The organism is Streptomyces sp. SCSIO 30461 (assembly GCF_037023745.1).
GTDB lineage: Bacteria > Actinomycetota > Actinomycetes > Streptomycetales > Streptomycetaceae > Streptomyces.
Genome location: NZ_CP146101.1, coordinates 5,585,895 through 5,607,724, shown reverse-complemented (window position 1 = coordinate 5,607,724; position 21,830 = coordinate 5,585,895). Strand labels below are relative to the sequence as shown.

The window sequence follows — 21,830 nt, the reverse complement described above, 5'->3', positions numbered from 1 at the left end:
CGCTCGAACTGGTGGTTGAAGCGCTCGCCTTCAAGCAGCGGGCGGCGAGCCGGAGTTGCTCACGCGGCGCGGGGGACGGTGGAGGTGACCTTCACCTCGGCGCGGGCGAGGATATCGGCGAGGTGCTGCTGGGCGTCGTGCGCGCTGTCGCCGCTGACGACCGCGTACCCGGCGCGGATGTTGTTCGGCGTGGTGCTGGAGGGGGTGAGGGTGGCGGTGTCACCGACATCGCACAGCCACTGGAAGTGCTCCAGATGCTGGTCGCTGCCGGGCCGCAGGCCGCGGTGGGTGACGATGCCCTCGGCGGGCGGGTAGATCATGCCGATGGCGGCGCTGCGCCGCCGGGTGGGGCGCAGGTTAGGGATTTCGCCGCAGGCGAGGGCGGCGGCGGCCAGGGGCAGGGAGATCCCGGTCGCCAGGCGCACGAGTTCGCCGATGAGGTCGCCGCCGTGGCGGGCGTTGACCTCGATGACTTTCGGCCCCTGTGGAGTGAGGCGGAGTTCGGTGTGGCTGACGCCGTGGGTGATGCCGAGCGCCTCCAGGGCGGCCGCGGCGACGGGGGCGACCTCGTACAGGAGCGGGTCGCCGACGCTGACGCTGTGCCCGGTCTCCAGGAAGTAGGGGGCGAAGCCGACCGCTTTGCGGGTGACGGCCACGGCGCTGGTGACGCCGCGGTGGGTGACGCTTTCCACGGAGATCTCGTCTCCGTGGAGGTACTCCTCCACGAGGACGCCGTCTCCGTCCGGGCCTTGGTGGACGGCGCCGGCGGAGGCGATGGCCCAGGCTGCGGGCAGATCGGCGATGGTGTCCACGCGGATGACGCCGATGCTGCCGGTGTAGGCGGCGGGCTTGATGACGACCGGGTAGCCGACGCGTTCTGCCGCCGAGGCCGCGGCGTCCAGGGAGTGCACCCAGGTGGAGGCGGCGGAGGGTACTCCGGCGGCGGCGAAGCGCTGGCGGGATGTGGCCTTGTCCCGGGCGGCGGCGACGGCCGCGAGGGTGTTGCCGGGCAGTCCGCCGAGGCTGTGTGCGAGCCGGGCAGCGGCCATCAGGTGGAACTCGTCCCAGGTCAGTACGCCGACGATGGGCCATCGCACGGCGAGGGAGGCGGCGGCGGTGTTCACCGCGATCGGGTCGCTGAGATCGGCGATCTCGTGGTCGATGACGTAGGGCTTCTGCCAGGTCAGGGGCGCGTCGTTGATCAGCAGCAGCGGGTAGTGGGCGGCGGTCTGCTCCAGCAGGTAGCCGCGCATGGGGCGCGGGCCGGAGCCGATGGCAAGGAGCATGGGATGGGACACGGTGAACTCCCCCAAGAGGCGGGCGGGTTGGAGGCGAGGTCAGGCTGTGCGCGGCGCGTCGGCCTGGGCAACGGCCGGGTGGCCGGTGCCCGCGGGATCGGCGGCTGTTCGGCTCGGCGTGTAGGAGGCGCGATGGTGCCACAGGCCGCGGAAGACGATGGGCCGTGGCCGCGCCCTGCAGTACGGCGCAGGCCAGGAGCAGGCAGGGCAGGGCGCCGGCCACGGGCATCGGCAGCACGACGAGCACGATGCTCACGCTGAGCGTGCTGCCGAAGACGGCGGCGGGGATGAGGCGGACGCGCTGGGGATCCGTGGATCAGCCGTGCGAGGCCGGCTGATCGCCCTGACGGGAGCGGCGCCGCAAGTACATCGAGGCACCCACGGCAGCGAGGCCTACGGCGAGCATTCTGCTTGCGGCGACGGCGAGTTCGCCCAGTGACATCCAGGGGCCTTTCGGATAAGGCTTGACGCGACCTCGGTCTCAGCCGACCGCCGGCTCATCGACCTCGGCTGCCTGCTCCTGCTTGGCCTCGGGAGCCGGGGCCTGAGCCTGCGATTCCTTGGCCGCCGCCCGTGCCTCGCATGCGGCGCGCATGGACGCGAACTGGTTTTCCAGCGTCTTGTCGTCGACCTTGAACTCGGAGGCCTCGACGGACTTGGTGTTGACCACCAGGCCAGTGCCGCGCGTCGCGGGCATCACGTTGCCCTTGAAGCCGTAGACGGTACCGACCTCGTTGCCGTCCCTGTTCAGGATCGGCTCGGTGTTCGGACCCGCGGCCTTGACGATCTCCTCGATCTGGCCGGTGGAGTACGGAGCGCCGTTGTTGTAGCGGACCTTGCCGTCCCCACCCTGATCCCGATCGGACTTCAGATGCAGGTTCGTCTGCTCCGGACCGCGCGGATCTCGAGCGTCGACCTGGACATCGGCGTACCGGGACTTGCCGTCCTTGGTGACGCCGTTCTTGTAGACCCTTGCGATGAGGTTGACTCCGGTCATCGCGCCCTTGCCCTTCAGGAGTACCATGATCTCTTCCTTCCGCTTGTTCCGACTGTCATCTGACAAGTCGGCCGCGAGCAGTCACATCGTCCGGACAGGGCATCGAGTCCCGTCGAACGCCCTTCACGCTAATACTCTCATAGAGCATTCGACAAGATCGGCGACTAGTCTTTCTGTTCGCTCCGAAAGTCAGTCTGGATAGTGGGTTGCTGCGAGTCGAATTCGATTCCGGCGTCCGCTGTGATCACAGCCTGGTCGACCTGGGCCTGGACCCGCACGGCGAGGTCGGCGTCCAGTGACGAAGCCTTGGATCGCCGCATCCGCTCGGCCTGCTCGCGCTCGGCGCGCAGCTCCGCGATTCGGGAGCGCAGCACAAGGGTGCTGGATTCCTCGTCCGTCTGCTGAGGTGTCAGCTCCTGGGAGACCCGTGTCATCGCCGCGACATCGTCCACCGGCAGATCGGGAATCGCCTCGGCCTGGCCGGACTGGTCCAGGTAGTCCATCGCCGCCAGCAGCAGCCGCCGGCGGTTCCTGGTCGTCTCGGCGAAGGTATGGTGTGCGTGCGGCCCGATCGCGACGTCGGTGACGAAGTCGTAGCCCAGGTGGTGCAGGTCCAGAGCCTTGACCTCGTCGAAGTCATACGCGGCACCGGCGACGATTTTGAAGTCCGTGCTGGCCGCGTCGGTCTCGGTACTCGCTTGGTCATCGGCGCTCGGCCCCACGCGCAGCACCAGGCCGCAGGACGCGAGATCAGCCCGCAGGCCGTCCAGCTTCTGGTCATAGGACTGCTTCATCGTCCGGATGCGCGCATCCAGCACCGCCCGGCCGCGGTTGCCTTCGGTCAGAAGTCGGCCGCCGGGCTGATCGTAGATCGTCCGGCCCAGGTTCTCAGCCATCTCAGGGTCTTTCGTCTGCTGCAGGGAGGCATCCGCGCGCAGCGCCATGAGCGAGAGCAGCCGCTGGCCGTAGGTCGCCACGTCCTGCTGCTGCTCGTACCACTGGCCGGCGTCCCCGAGGAAGGGCAGGAAGTGCCGGTACTTGCTCATCAGCCGCCGGTGGTAGTTCTCCTCGAAGCGGTAGAAGTCGTAGAGCGGGCGCGAGTCCTCGGCGGCGACGCCGGCGTTCTCGGCCTGTTCCCACTGGCGTGTGAGGTCGCGGTAGACCCCGGCCTTCTCCCGGTGATGCTGCAGGCGTGAGGCGTAGCTGCGCAGCCGGAAGCCGAAGGAGAGCAAGTCGGCCTCAGCATTCTCGTCTTCGCCCTGCCGGTCCGCGGCGAGCGCCGCCATCTGCTGGTAGTCCATCCCCATGACTTCGAGCATCGGCGTGCGCACCCGCAGCTCCGATTCCGGCAAGGCCCGCAGCATCTGGTAGATGCCGTTGACGGCGCGCTCCATGATCTGCGTGCGTCCCCGCTCGACCAGCTTCTGCCATTCCTCCGTGCTCAGAGACTCTTTCGCGCGGCGCTCGTTGGCGTAGTCGACGATGCGCTCCATCGCCTCCGGCATCGGGGACCCGGCACGGTCGAGTTGCTCCTTCACCAGTTCGGTCACCAGTTGGTTCGCCTTGCGCATGCGGGCGTCATTCGAGCCGGCGCGCCACAATGTTCGGTCTGCTGGCAGGCAAGCAAGCAGGAACTGCGGCAGGGACTCGGCGCGGATCCGCTCGTGAGCCCACCGCTTGATGAAGGTGGTGACGTTGCGCCGTTCGTAGCCGACGGCGCTGGAGAGATGAGCCACCGCCTGCTTCTCATCGAGCCAGGCGTCAATACCGCGGCGGAGCCTGGACTTGTGCCGGTCCAGGAGCTTGCCGCGCTGCGTACCGGTCTTCGTCACCTGGCCCCGGCCGGCGTCGACCATGGCCAGGTGGCAGTGCACGTGCTCGGTGTCGATCTGGATGACCCCGACGTAGCGCAGGTCGTCGAAGCCGCCGGTGCCCGAGCTCATCCGCTCCAGACCGTGCATGATCGCCATGCGCAGCTTCATCTGGTCGATGTGGCCGCGGTAGTCGCCGCGTGCCTCGCAGTGGAAGTCCTGATCGACGATGCGGTGCTTCCTCAGGTACTCCTCGTCGAAGGACAGCACCGTCTTGAGCACGGTGTGCCCAGCGTCGAAGTAGTGCTGGATGTCTTTGCTGGCCGCCTTGAGCTGCTCATCGGAGAGTGAGACTGAGCCGTAGCCGAAGGCCACACCGCCGTCGCCCTGGGCCTGGCGCATCTCATGCTTCGCCGCACTCCGCGAGATGCAGGCGCGCTCGACGGCGGACTCCCGCGCCATGTAGCGCATGATGAAGTCGTCGGTGCGCAGGCGCTGGATCGGAGCCAGCGACTCGGTTGCCTGCTCGCGGGCCATGTACCGGGTGACGTAGTCACCCGGCGTCGCACCGCGCGACCCCTTGCCGCCGGGCAGTGGCACGCTGAACTCATTGACGATCACGATGTCCTGCTTCAGGCCCATCGTCGCTCTCCTTCCTGTCTCGGTACCGATGCACTACGGCCCCGGCTGCCGCTCGCCAGCAACCGGGGCCGCGCTCGTCATGCCTGATCCGCCCTCAAGACCCCAGGCTCTGCTCGCCGTCCTCGCCGACATCCAGACCGGCCGCACGCTGGGCCACCTGGCGCTTGCGCTCGTCCAGACTCGGAACGGGTTTGACCTCACGCCGCCGGGACTCCTGCTCCTGCTCCTCTCGCTCCAAGAGATCCAGGTTCAGGTCGCGCTGCGCCTCACAGGTCGGAACCGGGGGAGTGAACGGCTCCTCAGCCGTCTGCAACGTTGCCGCCACGCGATCCCGGTAGAGGTTCTCCGTGGTGCCCTCGGTGCTCGCGCGCTCGGTCTGGTACTGCTCCCGTTCGGCGGCGATCTCCGCCTCGATCTGCTGCAGACGCGCGCTGATGCTGTCAGCGACCGGCGCTGCCTCAGGTACGGGCGCTCCGACGACCTGCTTGACCTCGGTGTCCAGGCCCAGCTCGTCCTCGGTGAACAGCGAGTTGATCGCGTCCGAGCGTGCCTTCAGCCCGCGCGCATCGACTACGGCTTCAGCCCGCGGGACGCCGTCCTTGGCGTGGTCGGCGAAGTAGCCCGCGAGGTCGTAGCCGCTGGACTCGAGATCGATCTCTAGGCCTCCGATGTCGTGGATCTGGGTGAAGACCACGGGCACATCGCCTTCGGTCTGCGCCCCCGACGGAGCGAGTACGAGCATGTCCGCCGTGGCCGGCAGCTCCCATTCGATCCCGGTGACCTGTTCGGGCACTGCGAAGCCGCTCGTGAAGTAGCCCTTGCTGGCGAGCACGACCAGCTGCTCGTCGTCGAACTCGTAGAAGGCGTCTACCTTCTCGCCCTGGCCGGGGGAGTAGGTCACCTGGGAGATGCCGAACGGCAGGGCCTTGGCCGGGGTGACCGAGCGGAGCTCGCCCGCCATGTGCAGATAGGGGCGGTAGTTCTCCTCCTTGCCCCGGTGCTTGAGGTCGAGCGATTCGACCATGACGCCGAGCTCGGCGGTCACCCCCTCCAGCCGGTACGTCTCCACTCCTCGTTCACGCAGGACACGGTGGGCCCATACGTCGTTCATCGTCAGTCCTGCGGTGCGCATCACTTGCTCCTCTTGCCGTTGGTCTTGCTCTGGTTGGTGGTCCTGGTCGTGGACTTCGGTGTGACGTCAGCGCCGGTCGACTCACCCCGGGCGTGCCGGATCTTCGCGATCATCCGCGTTGCCCAGCGCCACATGCCGCGCATCACGACGATCTCGCCCGCGGCGAGCAGTGCGACCAGGAAGAGGAGCGGCATCAGCCACATGGCGATGGTTCCGTCCGCACTGAGCGCACCCCGGGATGCGCCCGACTGCTGGTGCAGCCATGCGCCCAGCAGCGGAATGATGACCGTGGCCGTGATGAACGCCAGCAGGTAGTCGGCGAGAATGATGATGGCCCGGAAGAACCCCGCCCACACCACAACGGAGAACCTGCCGGTCTCCTTCTTCGGGGCCAGACGCCGCCATCCGGTGCGCAGCTTCGAGTCCTTCTGTTCCTTCGCGGGCTTCGCCATGGTCTTCTTCGCTGTCACGGCCGTGCTTGTCGGGGCGGTCGTCTCGGTCTTCTCCAGGGTCTGGGTCGACATGTTCGTGTCCTTATGTCTCGTCGGGGTCCTCTGGGGTGCGTGCTGAAGCGGTGGCCGCTTTGCTCACCCGGTCGGCTTGGGGGAGGGCTGTTCCTCGCTGTGAGAGGTGGAGTAGGTGAAGACCAGGAACTCGCTCTTGGCAGCGCTGTTCTGATCCGGTCCGACGCGGACTGGATCGAGCCGAGCCACCCCCGTGTGCGAGTAGTTCAGGTCCTGCAGCCGACTCACACACTCTGGTACGAATGGTGAGCACCCGGGACCTGTGGTCGAGGAAGCCGTGGCACGCGTCGAGCAGCACCTGCTGCTCCTTGACGGTCCGGGTTGACGTCGAGCTGTCGGTGAGGCTGAGCAGGAGGGACCGGCCCGTCGCCCTGTCACGGTTCACTCGCTCGATGTCCATGCCGGGCAGCTGAACCAGCCGCGCCGTGTGCTGTGTTGCGAGCTTGGCCTGGGCGTCGCCGAGGTTGCCTTCGAGTTTCTGAACAACCGCATCGGCCTGGGTGTCCGACGCGGCCGGGCCGTCGCTGAGCAGGCCGGTTCCGAGCGTGACCACCCAGAGCACGAGCAGCGCCCCGGCACCGCCGAGCAGGATCTTCCCGGCGGGTCGGCGCAACTTGTCCTTGATCTCCCCCTTCATGGTGCCGTCACCTCCTGCTTCAGGGCCTCGCCGGTGGCCGTCGTGCCGGTCTGGATGTTCACGAACGACTTGCGGACCAGGTCGTAGTCGGCGCGGGCCCAGGCCAGCAGTGCGCCGGCTTCTCGCCCGTACCGGTCCTGGTCTCCATCGCCAGCCAGGTCGCGGCGATGGTGCTGTCGTCGTTGACTAGGTAGGGCACCTAGGCGGCCCACTCAAAGCCGGAGCTGAAGCTCATCGGGATCCCGACGCCGGCTGCCACGCCCTTGTCACTGGCGAGCAGGTACCACGGTTTTAGGTTCGTCCAGTGCGCCGAGGGCGTGAAGTAGGGGATGAGGTTGCGCAGTGTCGACTGACTCGTCGCCGTGACGAGCGTGCCGCCGTCTGCCGCCACGCTGGGCGTCAGGTAGCGGTAGTCGTTCTGCAGCTTGGCGACCTGGCCAGCCGCCGTCAGAGCCGCGGTCAGACCACGCTCGGCGTCGTCGGCCTTCGGTAGCGCCGCCGTCTTCGCCTCGGTGATCCTGATCTGCTCCTGCAGAGAGGAGATCTCCGATGCAGCCCTATCGCTCACCGCGCTATGACCGCCGGAGAACCCCGCGGAGAGTACGAAGCACAGCAGCGCACCCACATGCGCTCCCACCTGACTCATCGATCTGTGTCGATTCCATTGGTCCTCAACTCACCGCTTCACTTGAATGTCAGTGCAACTCTATCAATGAGGCTAGTCGAAAGGGAGTCATGTCTATCCGGAATGGCGGGTCTCGCCGCTTGCCGGGATGCCGGAGAGATTCGAGACCTTGCCCCGGGCGTCGAACGTGACGAAGAGCAGCGCGCGCCGGTGCGCCGTGACACTGGCTTTGCTCGACTTGTTCTGGTTCGCTGCGTCGGAGGTGACCTCGATATCGGCCAGGGCGGCGTAGGTGTAGACACCCGCCTTGACGTCAACGACTTCGATGTCCGGATCCGCGCCGAGGGCCGAGTTCAGGCCGACTGTGTCGATGTAGTAGTAACGCCGCCCCTGGGAGTCCTCGTTGAATCTCGACGAAGGCATGAACGACCTCAGGAACATATCGCTCTCAATGAGACCGAACCGGCTCTTCAGACCCTCGCGCGCCGCCTCGTAGCTCTGTCCCGAGTCCCACGTGAAAGCCATCGAGAGCAGCGACCTGATGCGCTCACTGTCGGCACTCAGCCGGTTCCGGCTGACACCCAGGGCCGCCATAACGTCCGCGTTCACCTGCTCGGCATTCCTCTTCTGGATGCCTGCCAGATGTCCCTCGGCATCGTTGACCTGGGCTTCCTGCTCAGCCAGGGCCGCGTGCTGGCTGCTCCAAGTCACACTGGCAACTGTCGCGACGACCGTGAGGACCGCTGCCGTCGCCAGGACCGAGACGTTGCGCCGGAAGAATCCCCGTCGTGTGGGTGCTGCCGTCTGCTCCGTCATCGCTTCCCGCCCTTCTTCTGTGTGCCCGTGTCGCTGAGTTCAGGGGCTCCGGACCCGGCCGGCATCTTGATCGCGGGGCTCTCGTACTGAGCACCGGCCGCGGTCACCACGAGCGCCAAGCGATCGAAGGCCCCCGCCGTGCCGTTGCGCACGTAGCGCGCGCTCGCCCAGGCGAGCACCTCGCCGCTCTTCGTGTCCCGGCACAGCCAGACGACCTTTGCCTCGTTCGTCGCGCCCGAGCCGTCCTTCACTCTTAGATCGGGCATCACCGTTTCGACCTTCCACGCGTACGTGCTCGGGGCAGCTGCGTTCTGGCCCGCGTAGCGGATGTACCAGGCGTGGCGCGGATCGATCTCGGTGGTCGCATCGAACGGCGTCAGCGACGAAGTGCTGTACGCCTCCTTGTCACTGACCAGGAAGGAGCTCTTGCTGAACAATGGGGCCATGTCCCGGCGGTGCTTGATGATCTCCAGCGTGGCCCGGTTCGGTGCCCCGTTGCGCGGGCTGGGCTGAACGCCGGCCTGGTGGTACAACGTGGCGAAGGCCTGCTCCCCGGACGCGACCTTCTTCGCGTCGACGGCTGCCGCCTCGGTGAGCTTGGACAACCGCGCGCCGACGTCCGCCTTCGCAGGCGTGGACCGGGCATCGTCCAACTGCCCCTTGAGCTGGACGATCCGGGCCTTGTTGTCCGCCGTGCTCGTCTTGTAGCTCTCGCCGGTTACGCCCGTGGCGACGACCAGGGCGAGGATCCCGGCCCCCATCACCGCGGTGACGCCGCGGCGGAACAGACGCGCGTTGCCCTCCGGAGCACGGGCCTGGACCCGTTCGCGTTGGCGCATCGTCCAGCCTGCGAAGCGCTCTTCGAGCTCAGCTCCGGTGAGCTTCTTGTGCGTCTTCGGTGCCGCGGGCTTCTCCTCGGGCATCGGCCCGGTCTCCTCGGGGCCCGTGCTTTCGGGCGCGTCATGGACTGTCGTCACCGAACACTCTCCTCACTCCACGTTGCTCTCATAAACGACTCAAGCCTATATCGAAAGAGATTCACCACCGAGTCTTAATCCATTCAATAAGAGTGCCGAAAGGTGAAGCTGGCACGACGGCCTGCACCGGACATGAAGAAGCCGGTGCCCGGATCGCCCGGCACCGGCTTCTCGCTCCCGGATCAGATGCAGCGCATCAGACCGTCTTGATCTTGTCGGAGGGGAGCATCGAGTCCGACATGTCCACGAACTTCCAGCCCTCGGCCGCCATCCGCGCCGCGCTGTCGACGCGGACCCGACCCATGTAGGCGCAGTAGCCGGCCTCGCCGAGGATGACCTTGTCGCCCTGGATGCCGAGTACCACGAGAGTGTGGCCGGCGGGGATGCTGCCCGGGGCGGAGCCCACCGAGTAGGCCGTCGGAGTCGAGGACATCTGCTTGTCGGTAACCCTCGCAATCGTGTAAGCCGTCTCCTTGCCGTCGCCGACCGGGTAGGTCTGGAACGTCGTGTACTTGTTCACGAAGTAGGTCGAGAAGCTCACGCAGTTCATCGCATGGTTGTCACCGCAGGAGCCGGGGCCACCGCGCGGACCGTACCGGTCGTCGAGGAACTTGTCGCCCTCCTTGTTGAAGAGGTCAACGAGGGCCTGGGCCTCGTCCTGCGTCATCCCGCCGTCCTTCAGTGAGACGGAACTACCAGCCTTGGAGGTGCAGTTCGCCAGGATCGTGTTGATTCCGTTCGCGATGTTCTCAATGATCCCGCCGACGATGCTCTCGACGCCGCCCACGATCGAGCTGTCGACCGACCAGCCACTCATCTTGCCGAACCACATCTCGGCGTTGTCGCCCCGTGCGGTGAGCCCGGCTGCGCCGTCAGCGGAACGCTCCCAGTTCTCGTGGAAGTACAGCGCCGCCGCGCGCGGCGAGCCCTGTGACTTCTTGAGCATGTCCTTGAAGACCGTGACATCGCCCGGGTTGTCACCATCGACCATGAAAGCCAACTGCGCCTTGATCGTGAACCAGTCGACGCCCCTGCTCTTCGCGTACTGGCGCAGCAGCGTGTTGCGGCCGAACGTCCACTGTCCAAGCCCGATGCCGTTGTCCGTGTTCTGCGCGGCGCTGGCCTTTGCGACGGTCATGGCATAAGTCCTCGTGGGAAAGTTCTGCACACTTGTCGGGTCGATCCCAGACTCCTGCGACCAGTTGCCCAGGATGCCCGCGATGTTCGCCTTCGGCATCCCCCAGCTGCTGAGTACCGAGTAGATCTCCTTGGCGTTCCTCTCTACGTCCGCAGGGACGGTGGCCCCAGAACCGTTGCCGACGCTACCCGCGTTGACGACGCACGCCGTCCCGTTCGCGTTGATGCTGCCCTCGGTCAGCGCCGTCGAGTTGAGGACGCCGGTCAAGACCGCGCCCAGCAGGGCTACGGTGGCAGTCGTCGCGACCGCACCCGACATCGCCGCCGCTACAGGTGTCATCGTCGCCGTGACGGTGACGCCCAGGACCGCGCCCGCCCCCTTGGCCATAAAGCTGCCGATTGCCATGAACGGCGCAGCGATCGCATGACCAACCGCTTTAACGATGTTGACGATGAGCGTCCACAGCAGCTTCCCGGCGTTGACGGCCATCGCCATGGCTGCGAAGAACATGGACTTGAGCCAGTTCAGGAAGGCCATGGCCATGACCATGCCTATGGCCGGCGGAGCGGCAGACGCGCCACCGCCGACGGCGACGCCCTTGACCGCCTTCGAGCCCAGACCCTCGTCGGCCTTCGACGCACCGCGCTCGTAGCCCGTGCCACCTGCACCCAGCTCGCGCTGGTCGGCGGACTTGGCGTCCGGGCTGCCACCGGTCACCTTGGACACGCCCTTGACCGCGTCCTGAGCCCCCTCGACGCTGACGTTCTTCGCTGCGCCGATGGCGGCTCCCGGAAGCCCGCCAGCCTGTGCGCCGGACACGGCACCGGAGACGGCAGCTCCCGCGTAGCGCCCGGCGTGACGACGGGTCGCGCTGCTGCCGTCTCCTTCGATCGCCTTCCGGGTCGCGCCTCCGGCCAGATTCCCGGCGACGCCGTTCAAGCCCTGATGGATCTTCGCACCGGCATTCGCGGCACCCGCCGCCTCGCCTGCGGTGTCTGCCGCGTCCGGCATCTTCGGCGCGGCCTCCGGCGCCTTCGGTGCAGTGTTCGCCGTGCCAGAAGGACCGGGAGAATCAACTCCCCGCCGGGGGAGTTGCTTGGGCACGCGGACCTTGTCCTCAGGAGGCTCCCTTATGCCCTGCTCTGGGCCGAGCTTCTTGGTCCCGCGACCTTGCCGGGGCATCTCCTGACTCACCGACGTGCTCGGCTGCTCCTTCGTCGCCCCCTTCTTGGGACTCCGATGCGGCTTGTCGGTGGCCATGTCGTTTTCCTTTCCGAATCAATGCAAGGTAGTGGGATGCGTCACTTCATCGCAGCACTCACTGGAGTGTGGTGAGGAATTCCTTGTCGTCGCGAATGGTGCCGTTGGTCTGGACATCCCGCAGGCTCACGTCCAGCCGGAGCAGGTCAAGCGACAGATCCGACTCGTACTGTGACTTGTTCCGGGAGTAGTTCTGATACGCCTGTGAAAGGTTGTTCATGATGTTCATGAGCGGGCGCATCGTCACGTCAGAGGACTGGTAGTCCTTGGTGAGGCTGGTGCCGTCCGACAGGATCCACTGCATGTCCGAGATCTGCTGGCTCGTCGGATCCGAGCCCCCGTCACGCTTCTTGGTGAAGAACTGGGCGTAGCTCTGGCCGACCGGCACCAGGGCGTCGAGGTAGCCGTCGTAGACGTTGCCTGAACGCCAGTTGAGGTCGAAGCCGCAGGAGACGACGTGCCTGGTCTGCAGCGCCAGCGTCGAGACGCCGTCCTCGGCCGCGGCTGCGGAGACCCCCGTAATCTTGTCGGTGGCGATCGAGACCGGGACGGTCGGCGGACGCAGGAACAGGCCGTCGATCTTCGTCGTCTGCAGGTCGGAGGTGTACGACTGAATCTGTGTCAGATTCGTGCGCATCTCGACGAGCTTCTGGTCCAGGGCATCCCTGGCCTCGGCCTCCTTCTCCTTGAGTGCGACCTCGTAGTAGGCCTGCGCAGGATCGAAGGTCAGAGCGTCGAGCGCCGCGATCTTCTGGACCCCGGATGCGCCGGGGTTGAAGAAGACCCGCCACTGGTCGTACTTGGAGAAGGTCTCGTCGCCAACCAGCTTGCCGCTGCTCTGCGCCTGCTCCGCTCCGGGCGTGGTGAGTTCGACGTTCGCACGGACCGTCAGGTTCAACACCTGGCGGTCGAAGGGCCGGTCGGCGTTCAGGAGGACCCCGATGTAGCCGGTCGAGCCGAAGGCGTAGAAGGAGCCCTTGATCCCGCTGGTGCTGACCGGCTCGCTGTTCAGCGAGGTGTCCGACCCGAGCAGGAACGCCCTGTAGTCCGCGGCGTTGTACGAGATCTGAGCGGTCGGACTGAAGTGCATCATCACGAGCGCCTTGTTGCCGCTCTCGTTGGTGTAGACCCCGTCGACGGTGCCGTCGAGATTCGTCTTCGACGTCTTGAAGTCGCTGGTGTACAGCGCCGTCTGCGACAGCGAGTCACGCTCCGCCTGGTACGCCGAGGCCCCCGATGCGCTGATCACGATCGCGCCCGTGACCGCGAAGATGCCGAAGAGCACCCCAAAACGCTCAATCGCGTGGTGCGAGTCGAGCTTGAACTTCCTGCTGAAGGCCAGTGCCTTGTCCTTGATCCCCATGCTCTGCTCTCTTTCGCGCCTGCACCGTGCTGCGGGCCCGGATATGGCGAACCAGGCCGGAAGAGGCCTTGCACCTCAACCGACCCGGTTCGCTCGACGCCTCTGTCCCCGGTCGTGTGCACGGTCTGTGACGGCCTCTTACTTGGAAAGGCGGCTCAGGAACCCGCTGAACTGATCGGCGGTCCGGACGATCACCGTGCCGCCGCCGAGATCCGTGATGGTCTGCTGGCCGCCGGAACCGACCGTCGAGATCAGCTGCCAACCGCCGGTGCCCAGGGCTCCGCCGACGAGAACGAGGAGCGCGATCGTGCCCCAGCCCTGCTGCTGACCCGCGGACTGCGGGTTGGCCATCAGCTTCTTGAGCAAGAGCACGCCGCCCCAGACCAGGCCGACAGCACCGAGCAGCATGAGCAGAAGACCGCCCCAGAGCTGAATCTGGGACTTGGCGTTCTGCAGGAAGCTGGTCAGGTCCCAGGCTGCACCTGGTAGGGAGGCATGTGTGAGGACGGCTGCCTCGTAGATCTTCGTCACAGTTCTTTCCTCTCGCCTTTCGAATCATTCGGTGGCTTGACAGTGAGTCACAACATAACAAGCGCAGTCCATCACCCGGTCGGGCAGCGATAGGAGCCAGAGTGATCATTAGGTGGGCTGTCGGCTCCCCCTACCGGCTCGTATACGTGCGCATCAACAGTGACCAATCTACCCCATTCAAATGATGAACCACAGAGGCGCGTGAAAGGTCTATTGACAAAGAGTCGAAAGATGCTTGAAAGCGAGGCGAATCGGCGTCGTGGTGCGCGACCGCAGGGTCATGGCGGATGCCTGTGGAATCCGCAGTGCGGGGTGTGTAATGTGCCGCTCCAGCACCGCTGCGGCGCCCGGTCTGCTCGATTCCGAGGCGGGCCACCCCCACACACCCCGTCGATCGCGATCTCGACCAGGAAGTGCCAAACCGCCATGAACCCACTGCCCGGGGACCTTTTCGCCCGCCGACTTCGCCAGGAACGCGAACGCCTCGGCATCAGCCAGGCAGAGCTAGCGCGCCGTATGGCGGCACTGCTCGGCACGAACGTCGACTCCACCGCCATCACACGCATCGAGCAGCAGACCCGCGCGGTCAGGCTCGACGAGGCGGTCACCGCTGCCGAGGCCCTCGGGGTTCCCCTGATCACACTGGTTAGCGACAACTACGCCCGGGAAAACGAGGCTGAGATCCAGAACCAGCTCGCCGAGCTCGCCCTCGCCGAGCAGGAGTGGGAGAGGCTGCGCCAGAAGGTCCACCGGATCACCCAGACCATCCAGCAACTCTCCGCCGAGCGGGAGGCCTTCCGCTCGCATGCGCTGGACATCAACCCGGAAGCCGCCGGCGACTACGAGCTCGCCCCTGAGACCCAGGCCGCGCTCGACACCCGGATGCGTGATGCCCACAACAAGCCGGCCGGGGATGGCCCAGGTCCAGGCGCGTGACGCTGTTGTGGGCGGCCGGGCTGCATTCCCGGTCGCAGGCGTTCACCGTCTCGGGTTCCCACCACCGGCGGGCGCGCACGTCTCCTTGGTGCTCGCGCCGTTTCGCCTTGCCTGAGTGACGTGACCAACTCGCAGACTGTGGAAGCCGTGCACCGACGGATCCATCTCCAAGGCCGCCGAGGGGGGCGTGACCGAAGGCGAAGGACTGGCAGGTCCAGGACCTCGACACCGACTTCTTCGGCACCATGCTGCAACAGCTCGTGGACGCGTGCGACGAGCAGTTCACCGGCACCCCGCAGTTCCGCTAGGCAGCCGGTATGCGACCGCCCGGGCCAGGGCGCCCCGGAGTCCGGTCGAGACGTTGACCGCGCTACAGCAGGAGTGCGATCACGGGCGGGTGGTCAAGGTGTTGATCACCCGCCGACCATTGAGGATGCCGTAGTCGGCACTGACGGAGTGATAGAGGGCTGTCCTGTGTCGCTGAGTCGTCCTCGGGCTAGGCCGTGTTTTAGGTCGGGGTTCCGGTTCACGCCTCGCGCTGTAATGATCATGGTGTGGGGCGTGGGGATCTGTCTAATGAGCAGTGGTCGGTGTTGGAGTCGTTGCTGCCTGCCGCTGGTGTGAGTCGCAGGTCGGCGTCCCGGCGGATGTTGGTGGACGGTGTGCGGTGGCGGGTGCGGACAGGTGTTCCGTGGCGTGACCTGCCGTGTGAGTACGGGCCCTGGCAGACCGTTTACGGACTGTTCCGTAGGTGGCAGCGCCAGGGCGTATGGGCGCGGCTGCTGACGTTGTTGCAGGCGAGGGCCGACTCGTTCGGGCTGATCGACTGGGAAGTCAACGTCGACTCCACGGTCTGCCGGGCCCATCAGCATGCGGCCGGTGCCCGCCGCAACGGTGCTGGGCAGAAGGAACCGCCCGGCGGGGTCGGCCACGAGCCAGACGATCATGGGCTGGGCAGGTCCCGCGGTGGCTTCACCACGAAGATCCATCTGGCGTGCGAGCAGGGCCAGAAGCCGCTGTCGCTGCTGGTAACGGCGGGCCAGCGGCGCGACAGCCCGCAGTTCGAGCGTCTCTACCTGACACGGGGCGGTTCAAAGACCGACTGTCACGGGACAAGCTGCGGCCGCTGCCTTGGACAGGGCTGGCCCTCCGGGCCGCCGCACACGGCCCTCGGCCCTGGGCCGGTCACCCGCCCTCGGGATGGTGATCGACCCCGCATCGTTGACCTCTCCGGGGCATCCGCCGCTCCGTATCACTGGCACGTCTTCGAGGAAGACGAAAGCACCATGGAAGGCACGCGGACTCGCTGGCTGGACGTCATCTCAATGAGACGCACGGGCAAAGAGGGCGCGGAGCAAAGGATGTTGCCACCCCTGTGGCGGGTGATGCCGCTGTGCTCTACTCGCCCCCCTGACCAGGGGGGCCGTCCCCTGTGGGCCTGTTGGCGTGTGCTTACAGTGCAGAGCAAGCCACATTCCGTGGTGGGGGAGGGCCCACTCGCCGAGTTCTGGCCGTTCGCGGCGAGCGGGCCCGGGGTCTGGACTTGGGAGGTCCCGATGACCCTTGTGGTCATTGTTGTGCTGGCCCTGGGGGGATTTGCAACCTGGGTCGCCTACCAGGACGAGAAGAAGGGCGCCGCCATCCTGGTCGGCGTCGCGGTCATAGGGCTGCTGTACGTGATTCTCGGGCCGGAGCTCACCGCTGACGACGTGCAGGTACCGACGACGCATCAGAGCCCGGCCGGTACCCCGTCGATGCCCGGGAACGCCCCGCCGGGCTACTGAGAGGAAAACTCCAGCTGTCCCCGATGAGGAGGCAGGGTGCAACTCGGCCCCGCACTTGACGGAGCCGCAGCAGACGGCGCTTGACCCGCACGAGCCTACGGCTGTCAGGACTGTTCAACAGTCCTGACAGCCGGTACGGCCACCTAGAACCCCCAGTGCGATTGCCCGCCCGACTAGGTTCACCGAGACGGAAAGCCGAACGACTGGGTTCCGTGAGTAAACGCCTCGATTGGATGAAAGCGGTCACCGGGGCTCATGTCGCCGAGCAAGGCTGTCCTTACCTCCTATTCTTGGCAGAATACGAGGTAGTGAGGGATGGTCAGGAAATCCCCGCGTCAGCAAGGGTGAACCTTTGAATCTTCATGAGGCCAACCATGTAGAGCCTGGCGTCCCGGACGCCCACGACCCCGAGCAGTTCGCGGTCGATGAGGCTCTGGTGGCGTTCGTCACCGCCCGGATGCACGAAGCCGGCCAGGACGGGCCCGTAACCGACGGAGTCCTCACCCTGCTCGCCGCCTACGACGAACTTCACCCGGTCACCGCCCCGTGGCGCCGCCATGACTGGCAGATCGGTGTCATCGACGGTCTCGGTCAGGCCCTGCGCCACATCGCCACCGGATGGGACCAGCATCCCGACTACCGGTACGACTTCGCCCCCGACGAGCTGGCCACCCGCGCCTCCGCCTGGACGGACCAGCCGCAGCCGGAACCCGCCGTCGCGGGGTGGTGACGACCAAGGCGGCGCTCGACGTGGCCGCTACCGGAGAAGTCGTCGACGCCGAACTCGTCGACGACGACGCCTCAACTCGGCTGCCCGCCGCCGCCGATGTCGAGTCGGCGCCCGCCTTCCGCGTCACCCGGCACACCATCCTCGCCGAGGGGGAGCTGCCGCCGCGCGCCGAGGAGGACCCGCCCTTCACCGCGAAGGACATCACCGTCCCGCCCAGTGTGAAGAAGCGGATCACCGAGCGCGGCGCCCGCACCACCCGGGTCAACCGCGACTCCACGCGCACCCGTTTCGAGCAGTGGTGCATCAAGGAGGGGCGCGTCGCCCGGCCCACCACCACGACGGCCAACGTCGCCGCGTACTTCGGCTACCTCATGGAGACGGGGAAGCCGGACGGCAGCAGGTACAGCCCGGACAGTCTGCTCGCCTACTGCTCCCGGATCGTCTCCTGGTACCCGAAGGGGGTGCGGCCGGACGCCTCCCTGGTCCGCGAGATGATCGAGGACTATCGGCTGGAGGAATTCATCCCGGCCGGAGGAGAGAAGGAGCAGTCGGCCGGTCTGACCATGAAGTACCTGGTCAGGGTGCTCGCCGAGATCGACGAGAGCACCCGGATCGGGCGCCGCGACGCGGCCATGCTCGTCCTGCACTACGGGATGCTCTACCGCTCCATCGAGGTCACGGACCTGCTGGTCAAGCAGATCCGGGTAGACACCGACGGGGTGTGGGTGTGGACCGCGAAGAGCAAGACGCGCCGCAAGGGCAAGGGCCGGTGGCGCTTCATCCGCGACCGCGACGACCTGCGGATCGTCGCCCGCGTACGCGCCTGGCTCGCTGATCTGCGCGAAATGCGCGAGCCCACCGAGCACGACCAGAACCCGGCGGACGGTGAGCCCGCGTACCTGCCGACCAAGCCGCTCCTCCGCGCCCTGACCACCACCGGCAACCTCAAGCGTCGGAAGAACGCGACCGTGCGGGGCCTCTTCCTCACCGGCCGGGCCGTCAACGAGATGGTCAAGGCCCGCGCGGAGGCCGCGGGCGTGGCCCTCATCAACGGCCTCAAGGTCACCTCCCACAGCCTGCGGGCGGGACCGAACACCGACATGGCCGAGGCCCTAGTCCCGCTGTCGGAGCGCAATACCGCCGGCGACTGGAGCGCCGAATCCACCCTCGCCGACGACGTCTACAACCGGCCCGACGGCACCATCGACACCAGCAAGAACGACCCGCTCGACGCGGTACCGCTCTATGGCCAGTTCGAAGCAGCCGCTCCGTGAAGCCACTTTCGGTCACCGAGGGGGAAGTACTGGCGAGTTGCCCTGGTATGCGGGACGATCGCTGTCGTCACTCATGCAGACCAGGAGGTCACTGTGGGCCAGCACGCCAGGCCGTCTCCGGACCCCTCGCAAGGCAAGCCGCCGCCTGGCAATTCTGACGGTCAGGTACCGTCTCCGCCTCCGTCAGACGGAAAGCACAAGAAGGGCTGATGGACACCGAAGCCCGCCGCTGGGCTGACCACATGGAGGCGTCCGGCTGCTGGCCTGATTCCTCCATGTGGATCCGTCCAGCCATGCTGGAGAGAGCACCCCGGCACGAGTACGCACCTGACCTGGTGTGGGTCTGGAACGGTGACCAATGGGCGGCCGTAGAACGGACCACAGAACCTGACCAGTGGGCGGCGGCGATCTACGGCAGCCCGTACGACTCAACCATCACCCAAATCACCGATAGCCTGCCCTCCTCCAGCCTGTCCTGCGGCTCGGTGGTGGCCGACATGCTCGACTCGCTCAGGCTCGCCCCCGGGGACCGGGTCCTCGAACTGGGGGCTGGCCTCGGCTGGAACGCCGCGCTCCTCGCGCTGCAGGCCGGACCCGGGCACGTCACCAGCGTGGAGGTCGACGCGACCCTGGCCGCCGAAGCACGCAAACGGCTGGACGCTGCGGGACTCGGTGTCGATGTACACGCCGGTGACGGGGCCGCCGGTTGGCTGGCGGGTGCGCCGTATGACCGGATCATCGCGACCTATGCGGTGGAAACGGTGCCGTGGACATGGGTGGAGCAGACCCGGCCTGGCGGGCGGATCGTCACCCCCTGGGGACGTCTCGGGCATGTCGCGCTCACCGTCGCCGACGACGGGCAGTCCGCTTCAGGTTGGGTGCAGGGCCTGGGTATGTTCATGCCCAGCCGGGGCGTCGACCAGGGCAGGGAGTGGGACCAGATCCCGCGGAACGGGCAAGTCGAGACCGAAAGCCCCTTCCCGCGAGCGGTAGAAGGTCTGGCGGACAGCAGCCTCCTGTTCGCGCTCCGCGTGCTGTTGCCGGACATCCGAATCACCAGCCGGACGGACCGCAGTCCGATGGCGTGGGTGCACGACGGCTACTCATCCTGGGCCACCATCTCCGTGACTGGCCCCGAAGGCGGCGCGGCTGTGGCGTCCCAGGGCGGGCCACGGCGCCTGGTAGATGAGATCGCCGTAGGTTGGGAGCGCTGGGTTCATGCAGGCAGTCCGTCGCTGTACGACTTCGGGATGACCCGCACGCCCGATGCGCAGTACCTCTGGGTCGAGGACGGAGAGGGCGGCCGTCAACGATGGGAGCCGTTGCAGAGCTCGCACCATCAGTCCGATCAGGCCGCCTGACGCCGCCAAGAGTTGGATGGCCCCCTCAATGGCGCTGAGGGGGCCATCCGCTGTGCTGCTGGTCAGGCCGTGAAGGCTTCCTCGCGAATACCAGCCACGAAGGAATGCCATGAGCGGCGCGGGAAGACGAGGGCGGGCCCCTGCTTGTCCTTGGAGTCACGGATGGCAACCGTGGCCGGGAGGTCAGCTGCCTCCACACAGTTGCCGGTGCCGTCGCTACTGTACGAGGACTTGTACCAGGCGCTTTCCGGGGCGGTCGCAGTCGAGGGCTGGTGCTGTCGGTGAGTGTTGATGGCTCCGCTACTTTCCGGTGAGTGCTTCCAGGAATTCGATGGTTTCTTCGAGGCCGAGGGCGGCCCCAACCATCGCGTTGAACCGGCGTGTGAACCGGTCGACTTCGCGGGGCTTGTCCGAGGTGGACACGGCCCCCCACGCATTGTCGGTCTGAACCCGCGAGGGAAGTTCGCCGAGGTCCAGGATGGCGAAGTCGTTGCTGGCTCGGTAGCCGCGTTTGAAGGGCAGGACCTGGACCTGAATGTGGTCCTCGCGTGCGAGCTTGACGATCTCGCGGCACTGGTCACGCATAGTTGCCTCGTCGCCGACGGGGATACACAGGGCCGCCTCGCCGAGGATCACGCGCAGGCGGACGTCATCGCGTTCAAGGACTCTGCGTTTACGGTCCATCCGAAGGTCCACGTTGCGGTTGATGAACTCGCTGGTGGTGTCCTCCACGGGCCGCTGAACCTCGAACAGCGCACGCGCGTAGTGCTCTGTTTGTAGGAGGCCATATACGACGGTCGGATGGTAGGCCAAGATCTCGTTGGCCTCCGCCTCCAGGCCGACGTAGTGCGGCATGCCCGCTGGCATGAATGCCCGGTACTGAGTGAGCCACTCATCGTTCGGCGCCTCGCGATTCAGCTCAACCAGTTGCTCGATCAGTTCATCATCATCCACGGCGTATCGCTTCAACAGCGTGCGCAGGTCTCCGACGTTGCGCCGGAAGTTGAGCTCGCCGTTTTCGACCCGCGCGAGAGACGCCTCGGACAACGCCCTGAGTCCGCGTACGGCAGCCTTGCGGGTCATCCCCCGGGCCCTGCCGTCCTCGACGGGCGGGCAGTTCTCGCGCAACTGTCTGAGTTGGATGCCGAGCTCCAAGCGCCGCCCGGTTGCCCCTCGCTTCGCCCCCACCTGTGCACCACCCCCATGTCTTTGCGCTGGTTGAGTACGACCCTGCGCAGAGTCTGACACCCGCTGAGCGCTCACCGCAGCCCCTTGTGCAGGTTCTGGCATAGTCCATTTACGCCTCCGCTGAATTTTCAGCGGCGATCCAGTTGCTTCTCAATGCCGCCTACCGCCACGGTAGTTGAGCCAACACACGCTGCGAGAGGCAAGCAGAGAAATGTGGCACAACAGTGCGACTTTCCTTCTGCTGCGCCGCAACGCACGGGACCGCTTGGAGGTCTGACATGACGTCTGCGTCACCAACTCACCGGGACGACGTCAGGCCGGCCTTCGAAATGTCCATCCAGCGAGACCCCTCCGAGGACACCGATGGCCTCTCCGAACGAGACGCTGCCTGGCCTGGAAGGCTCCGACAGCTCATTCGCGGCCGACTCATCCAGTGGGCACAGCCCGACGTGATCGAGACCGTGCAACTGCTGCTGACCGAACTGGCGACCAATGCCCTCCGGCACGGCCAAGGGCAGGACATCGATGTCCGGGTCCTCTTCTGTGGTGGTCAGTGCGTGATCGAGGTAGCCGACGGCACTCCGGACCCCGCTGAGCTCCGGGACGTGACTCCTGACGATGAGCATGGCCGCGGTCTGTTCCTTGTTGACGCCATCGCCGACGCCTGGGGCACCAGCCCGGACGGCACGACGACCTGGTGTTCCCTCTCCCTCTCGTAAAGGACTCTGACGTCATGCAACCCGTCGCGGTGGCCGCTCCGGTCTTACGCGGATCCCAGATCGCGCTCCCGGCCACGGCCAGAGCAG

22 protein-coding genes and 1 pseudogene are annotated in these 21,830 nt (G+C 66.5%); 8 read left to right on the top strand and 15 right to left on the bottom strand.

All coding sequences use genetic code 11. The features are described from left to right. Positions 1–59: 59 nt before the first annotated feature. Positions 60–1,298, bottom strand: coding sequence for an ATP-grasp domain-containing protein (locus V1460_RS25150; protein ID WP_338675881.1), 1,239 nt, complete (start codon positions 1,296–1,298; stop codon positions 60–62). Positions 1,299–1,455: 157 nt separating this feature from the next. On the opposite strand from V1460_RS25150, the gene V1460_RS25145 reads away from it, so the two are divergent. After that, positions 1,456–1,737 carry a hypothetical protein gene (locus V1460_RS25145; protein WP_338675880.1) on the top strand — a complete coding sequence of 94 codons (282 nt, stop codon included), beginning with the start codon at positions 1,456–1,458 and terminating at the stop codon, positions 1,735–1,737. Between the two features lie 42 nt (positions 1,738–1,779). Here the strand turns inward: V1460_RS25145 and V1460_RS25140 are convergent, their stop codons facing one another. The 12 genes from V1460_RS25140 to V1460_RS25085 all read right to left on the bottom strand — a co-directional run bounded on the left by V1460_RS25140 (position 1,780) and on the right by V1460_RS25085 (position 13,751). Next, complete coding sequence (locus V1460_RS25140; RefSeq protein ID WP_338675879.1) at positions 1,780–2,322, bottom strand: hypothetical protein; 543 nt, start codon at positions 2,320–2,322, stop codon at positions 1,780–1,782. A gap of 137 nt (positions 2,323–2,459) precedes the next feature. Then, positions 2,460–4,748, bottom strand: a complete 2,289-nt coding sequence (gene mobL, locus V1460_RS25135) for a relaxase MobL (protein WP_338675878.1) — start codon at positions 4,746–4,748, stop codon at positions 2,460–2,462. 94 nt (positions 4,749–4,842) lie between these two features. Continuing rightward, positions 4,843–5,880, bottom strand: coding sequence for a hypothetical protein (locus V1460_RS25130; RefSeq protein ID WP_338675877.1), 1,038 nt, complete (start codon positions 5,878–5,880; stop codon positions 4,843–4,845). Then, positions 5,880–6,404: a hypothetical protein gene (locus V1460_RS25125; RefSeq protein ID WP_338675876.1), complete on the bottom strand. Its 525-nt coding sequence runs from the start codon at positions 6,402–6,404 to the stop codon at positions 5,880–5,882. Before V1460_RS25125 ends, V1460_RS25130 begins: the two co-directional genes overlap by 1 nt. Before the next feature lie 10 nt (positions 6,405–6,414). Next, on the bottom strand, positions 6,415–7,041 hold the full coding sequence (locus V1460_RS25120) for a hypothetical protein (protein ID WP_338675875.1): 627 nt from the start codon (positions 7,039–7,041) through the stop codon (positions 6,415–6,417). Continuing rightward, entirely contained in the window at positions 7,038–7,253 is a 216-nt protein-coding gene (locus tag V1460_RS25115; protein ID WP_338675874.1) for a hypothetical protein, read from the bottom strand. The genes V1460_RS25120 and V1460_RS25115 overlap by 4 nt, the downstream gene beginning before the upstream one ends. Further along, a complete protein-coding gene (locus tag V1460_RS25110; RefSeq protein WP_338675873.1) occupies positions 7,241–7,666 on the bottom strand; it encodes a hypothetical protein in 426 nt (141 codons plus the stop codon). The genes V1460_RS25115 and V1460_RS25110 overlap by 13 nt, the downstream gene beginning before the upstream one ends. 114 nt (positions 7,667–7,780) lie before the next feature. Beyond that, entirely contained in the window at positions 7,781–8,482 is a 702-nt protein-coding gene (locus V1460_RS25105) for a hypothetical protein (protein ID WP_338675872.1), read from the bottom strand. Then, a complete protein-coding gene (locus V1460_RS25100; protein WP_338675871.1) occupies positions 8,479–9,459 on the bottom strand; it encodes a hypothetical protein in 981 nt (326 codons plus the stop codon). The genes V1460_RS25105 and V1460_RS25100 overlap by 4 nt, the downstream gene beginning before the upstream one ends. Positions 9,460–9,655: 196 nt before the next feature. After that, positions 9,656–11,857, bottom strand: a complete 2,202-nt coding sequence (locus tag V1460_RS25095) for a phage tail tip lysozyme (RefSeq protein ID WP_338675870.1) — start codon at positions 11,855–11,857, stop codon at positions 9,656–9,658. A gap of 58 nt (positions 11,858–11,915) precedes the next feature. Further along, positions 11,916–13,220, bottom strand: a complete 1,305-nt coding sequence (locus tag V1460_RS25090; protein WP_338675869.1) for a hypothetical protein — start codon at positions 13,218–13,220, stop codon at positions 11,916–11,918. 138 nt (positions 13,221–13,358) lie between these two features. Then, the gene (locus V1460_RS25085; protein WP_338675868.1) at positions 13,359–13,751 is read right to left on the bottom strand and encodes a hypothetical protein; all 393 of its coding nucleotides are present in this window, start codon (positions 13,749–13,751) and stop codon (positions 13,359–13,361) included. Positions 13,752–14,177: 426 nt separating this feature from the next. On the opposite strand from V1460_RS25085, the gene V1460_RS25080 reads away from it, so the two are divergent. From V1460_RS25080 to V1460_RS25055, 6 genes and pseudogenes are all read left to right on the top strand, one after another. Then, a complete protein-coding gene (locus V1460_RS25080; protein WP_338675867.1) occupies positions 14,178–14,687 on the top strand; it encodes a helix-turn-helix transcriptional regulator in 510 nt (169 codons plus the stop codon). A 554-nt stretch (positions 14,688–15,241) separates the two neighbouring features. Next, positions 15,242–15,700 (top strand): annotated as a pseudogene (locus V1460_RS25075) (IS5 family transposase); the annotation flags it as partial. Between the two features lie 543 nt (positions 15,701–16,243). Beyond that, entirely contained in the window at positions 16,244–16,471 is a 228-nt protein-coding gene (locus V1460_RS25070; protein ID WP_338678402.1) for a hypothetical protein, read from the top strand. 352 nt (positions 16,472–16,823) lie between these two features. Further along, positions 16,824–17,201, top strand: a complete 378-nt coding sequence (locus V1460_RS25065) for a hypothetical protein (protein WP_338675866.1) — start codon at positions 16,824–16,826, stop codon at positions 17,199–17,201. Continuing rightward, positions 17,195–18,475, top strand: a complete 1,281-nt coding sequence (locus tag V1460_RS25060; RefSeq protein ID WP_338675865.1) for a tyrosine-type recombinase/integrase — start codon at positions 17,195–17,197, stop codon at positions 18,473–18,475. The genes V1460_RS25065 and V1460_RS25060 overlap by 7 nt, the downstream gene beginning before the upstream one ends. A gap of 209 nt (positions 18,476–18,684) precedes the next feature. Further along, positions 18,685–19,836: a methyltransferase domain-containing protein gene (locus V1460_RS25055; RefSeq protein WP_338675864.1), complete on the top strand. Its 1,152-nt coding sequence runs from the start codon at positions 18,685–18,687 to the stop codon at positions 19,834–19,836. Between the two features lie 62 nt (positions 19,837–19,898). On the opposite strand, the gene V1460_RS25050 is transcribed toward V1460_RS25055, so the two are convergent. Further along, entirely contained in the window at positions 19,899–20,198 is a 300-nt protein-coding gene (locus tag V1460_RS25050; protein ID WP_338675863.1) for a DUF397 domain-containing protein, read from the bottom strand. Further along, complete coding sequence (locus V1460_RS25045; RefSeq protein WP_338675862.1) at positions 20,137–20,991, bottom strand: helix-turn-helix transcriptional regulator; 855 nt, start codon at positions 20,989–20,991, stop codon at positions 20,137–20,139. Before V1460_RS25045 ends, V1460_RS25050 begins: the two co-directional genes overlap by 62 nt. 362 nt (positions 20,992–21,353) lie before the next feature. On the opposite strand from V1460_RS25045, the gene V1460_RS25040 reads away from it, so the two are divergent. Next, complete coding sequence (locus V1460_RS25040) at positions 21,354–21,743, top strand: ATP-binding protein (RefSeq protein WP_338675861.1); 390 nt, start codon at positions 21,354–21,356, stop codon at positions 21,741–21,743. Positions 21,744–21,830: the final 87 nt, after the last annotated feature.

Excerpts from the sequence above, each read along its gene's own strand:
- V1460_RS25145 (WP_338675880.1), top strand. The coding sequence starts at position 1,456 with ATGGGCCGTGGCCGCGCCCTGCAGTACGGCGCAGGCCAGGAGCAGGCA.
- V1460_RS25140 (WP_338675879.1), bottom strand. The coding sequence starts at position 2,322 with ATGGTACTCCTGAAGGGCAAGGGCGCGATGACCGGAGTCAACCTCATC.
- mobL (WP_338675878.1), bottom strand. The coding sequence starts at position 4,748 with ATGGGCCTGAAGCAGGACATCGTGATCGTCAATGAGTTCAGCGTGCCA.
- V1460_RS25130 (WP_338675877.1), bottom strand. The coding sequence starts at position 5,880 with ATGCGCACCGCAGGACTGACGATGAACGACGTATGGGCCCACCGTGTC.
- V1460_RS25125 (WP_338675876.1), bottom strand. The coding sequence starts at position 6,404 with ATGTCGACCCAGACCCTGGAGAAGACCGAGACGACCGCCCCGACAAGC.
- V1460_RS25120 (WP_338675875.1), bottom strand. The coding sequence starts at position 7,041 with ATGAAGGGGGAGATCAAGGACAAGTTGCGCCGACCCGCCGGGAAGATC.
- V1460_RS25105 (WP_338675872.1), bottom strand. The coding sequence starts at position 8,482 with ATGACGGAGCAGACGGCAGCACCCACACGACGGGGATTCTTCCGGCGC.
- V1460_RS25095 (WP_338675870.1), bottom strand. The coding sequence starts at position 11,857 with ATGGCCACCGACAAGCCGCATCGGAGTCCCAAGAAGGGGGCGACGAAG.
- V1460_RS25090 (WP_338675869.1), bottom strand. The coding sequence starts at position 13,220 with ATGGGGATCAAGGACAAGGCACTGGCCTTCAGCAGGAAGTTCAAGCTC.
- V1460_RS25080 (WP_338675867.1), top strand. The coding sequence starts at position 14,178 with ATGAACCCACTGCCCGGGGACCTTTTCGCCCGCCGACTTCGCCAGGAA.
- V1460_RS25070 (WP_338678402.1), top strand. The coding sequence starts at position 16,244 with ATGACCCTTGTGGTCATTGTTGTGCTGGCCCTGGGGGGATTTGCAACC.
- V1460_RS25055 (WP_338675864.1), top strand. The coding sequence starts at position 18,685 with ATGGACACCGAAGCCCGCCGCTGGGCTGACCACATGGAGGCGTCCGGC.
- V1460_RS25040 (WP_338675861.1), top strand. The coding sequence starts at position 21,354 with ATGTCCATCCAGCGAGACCCCTCCGAGGACACCGATGGCCTCTCCGAA.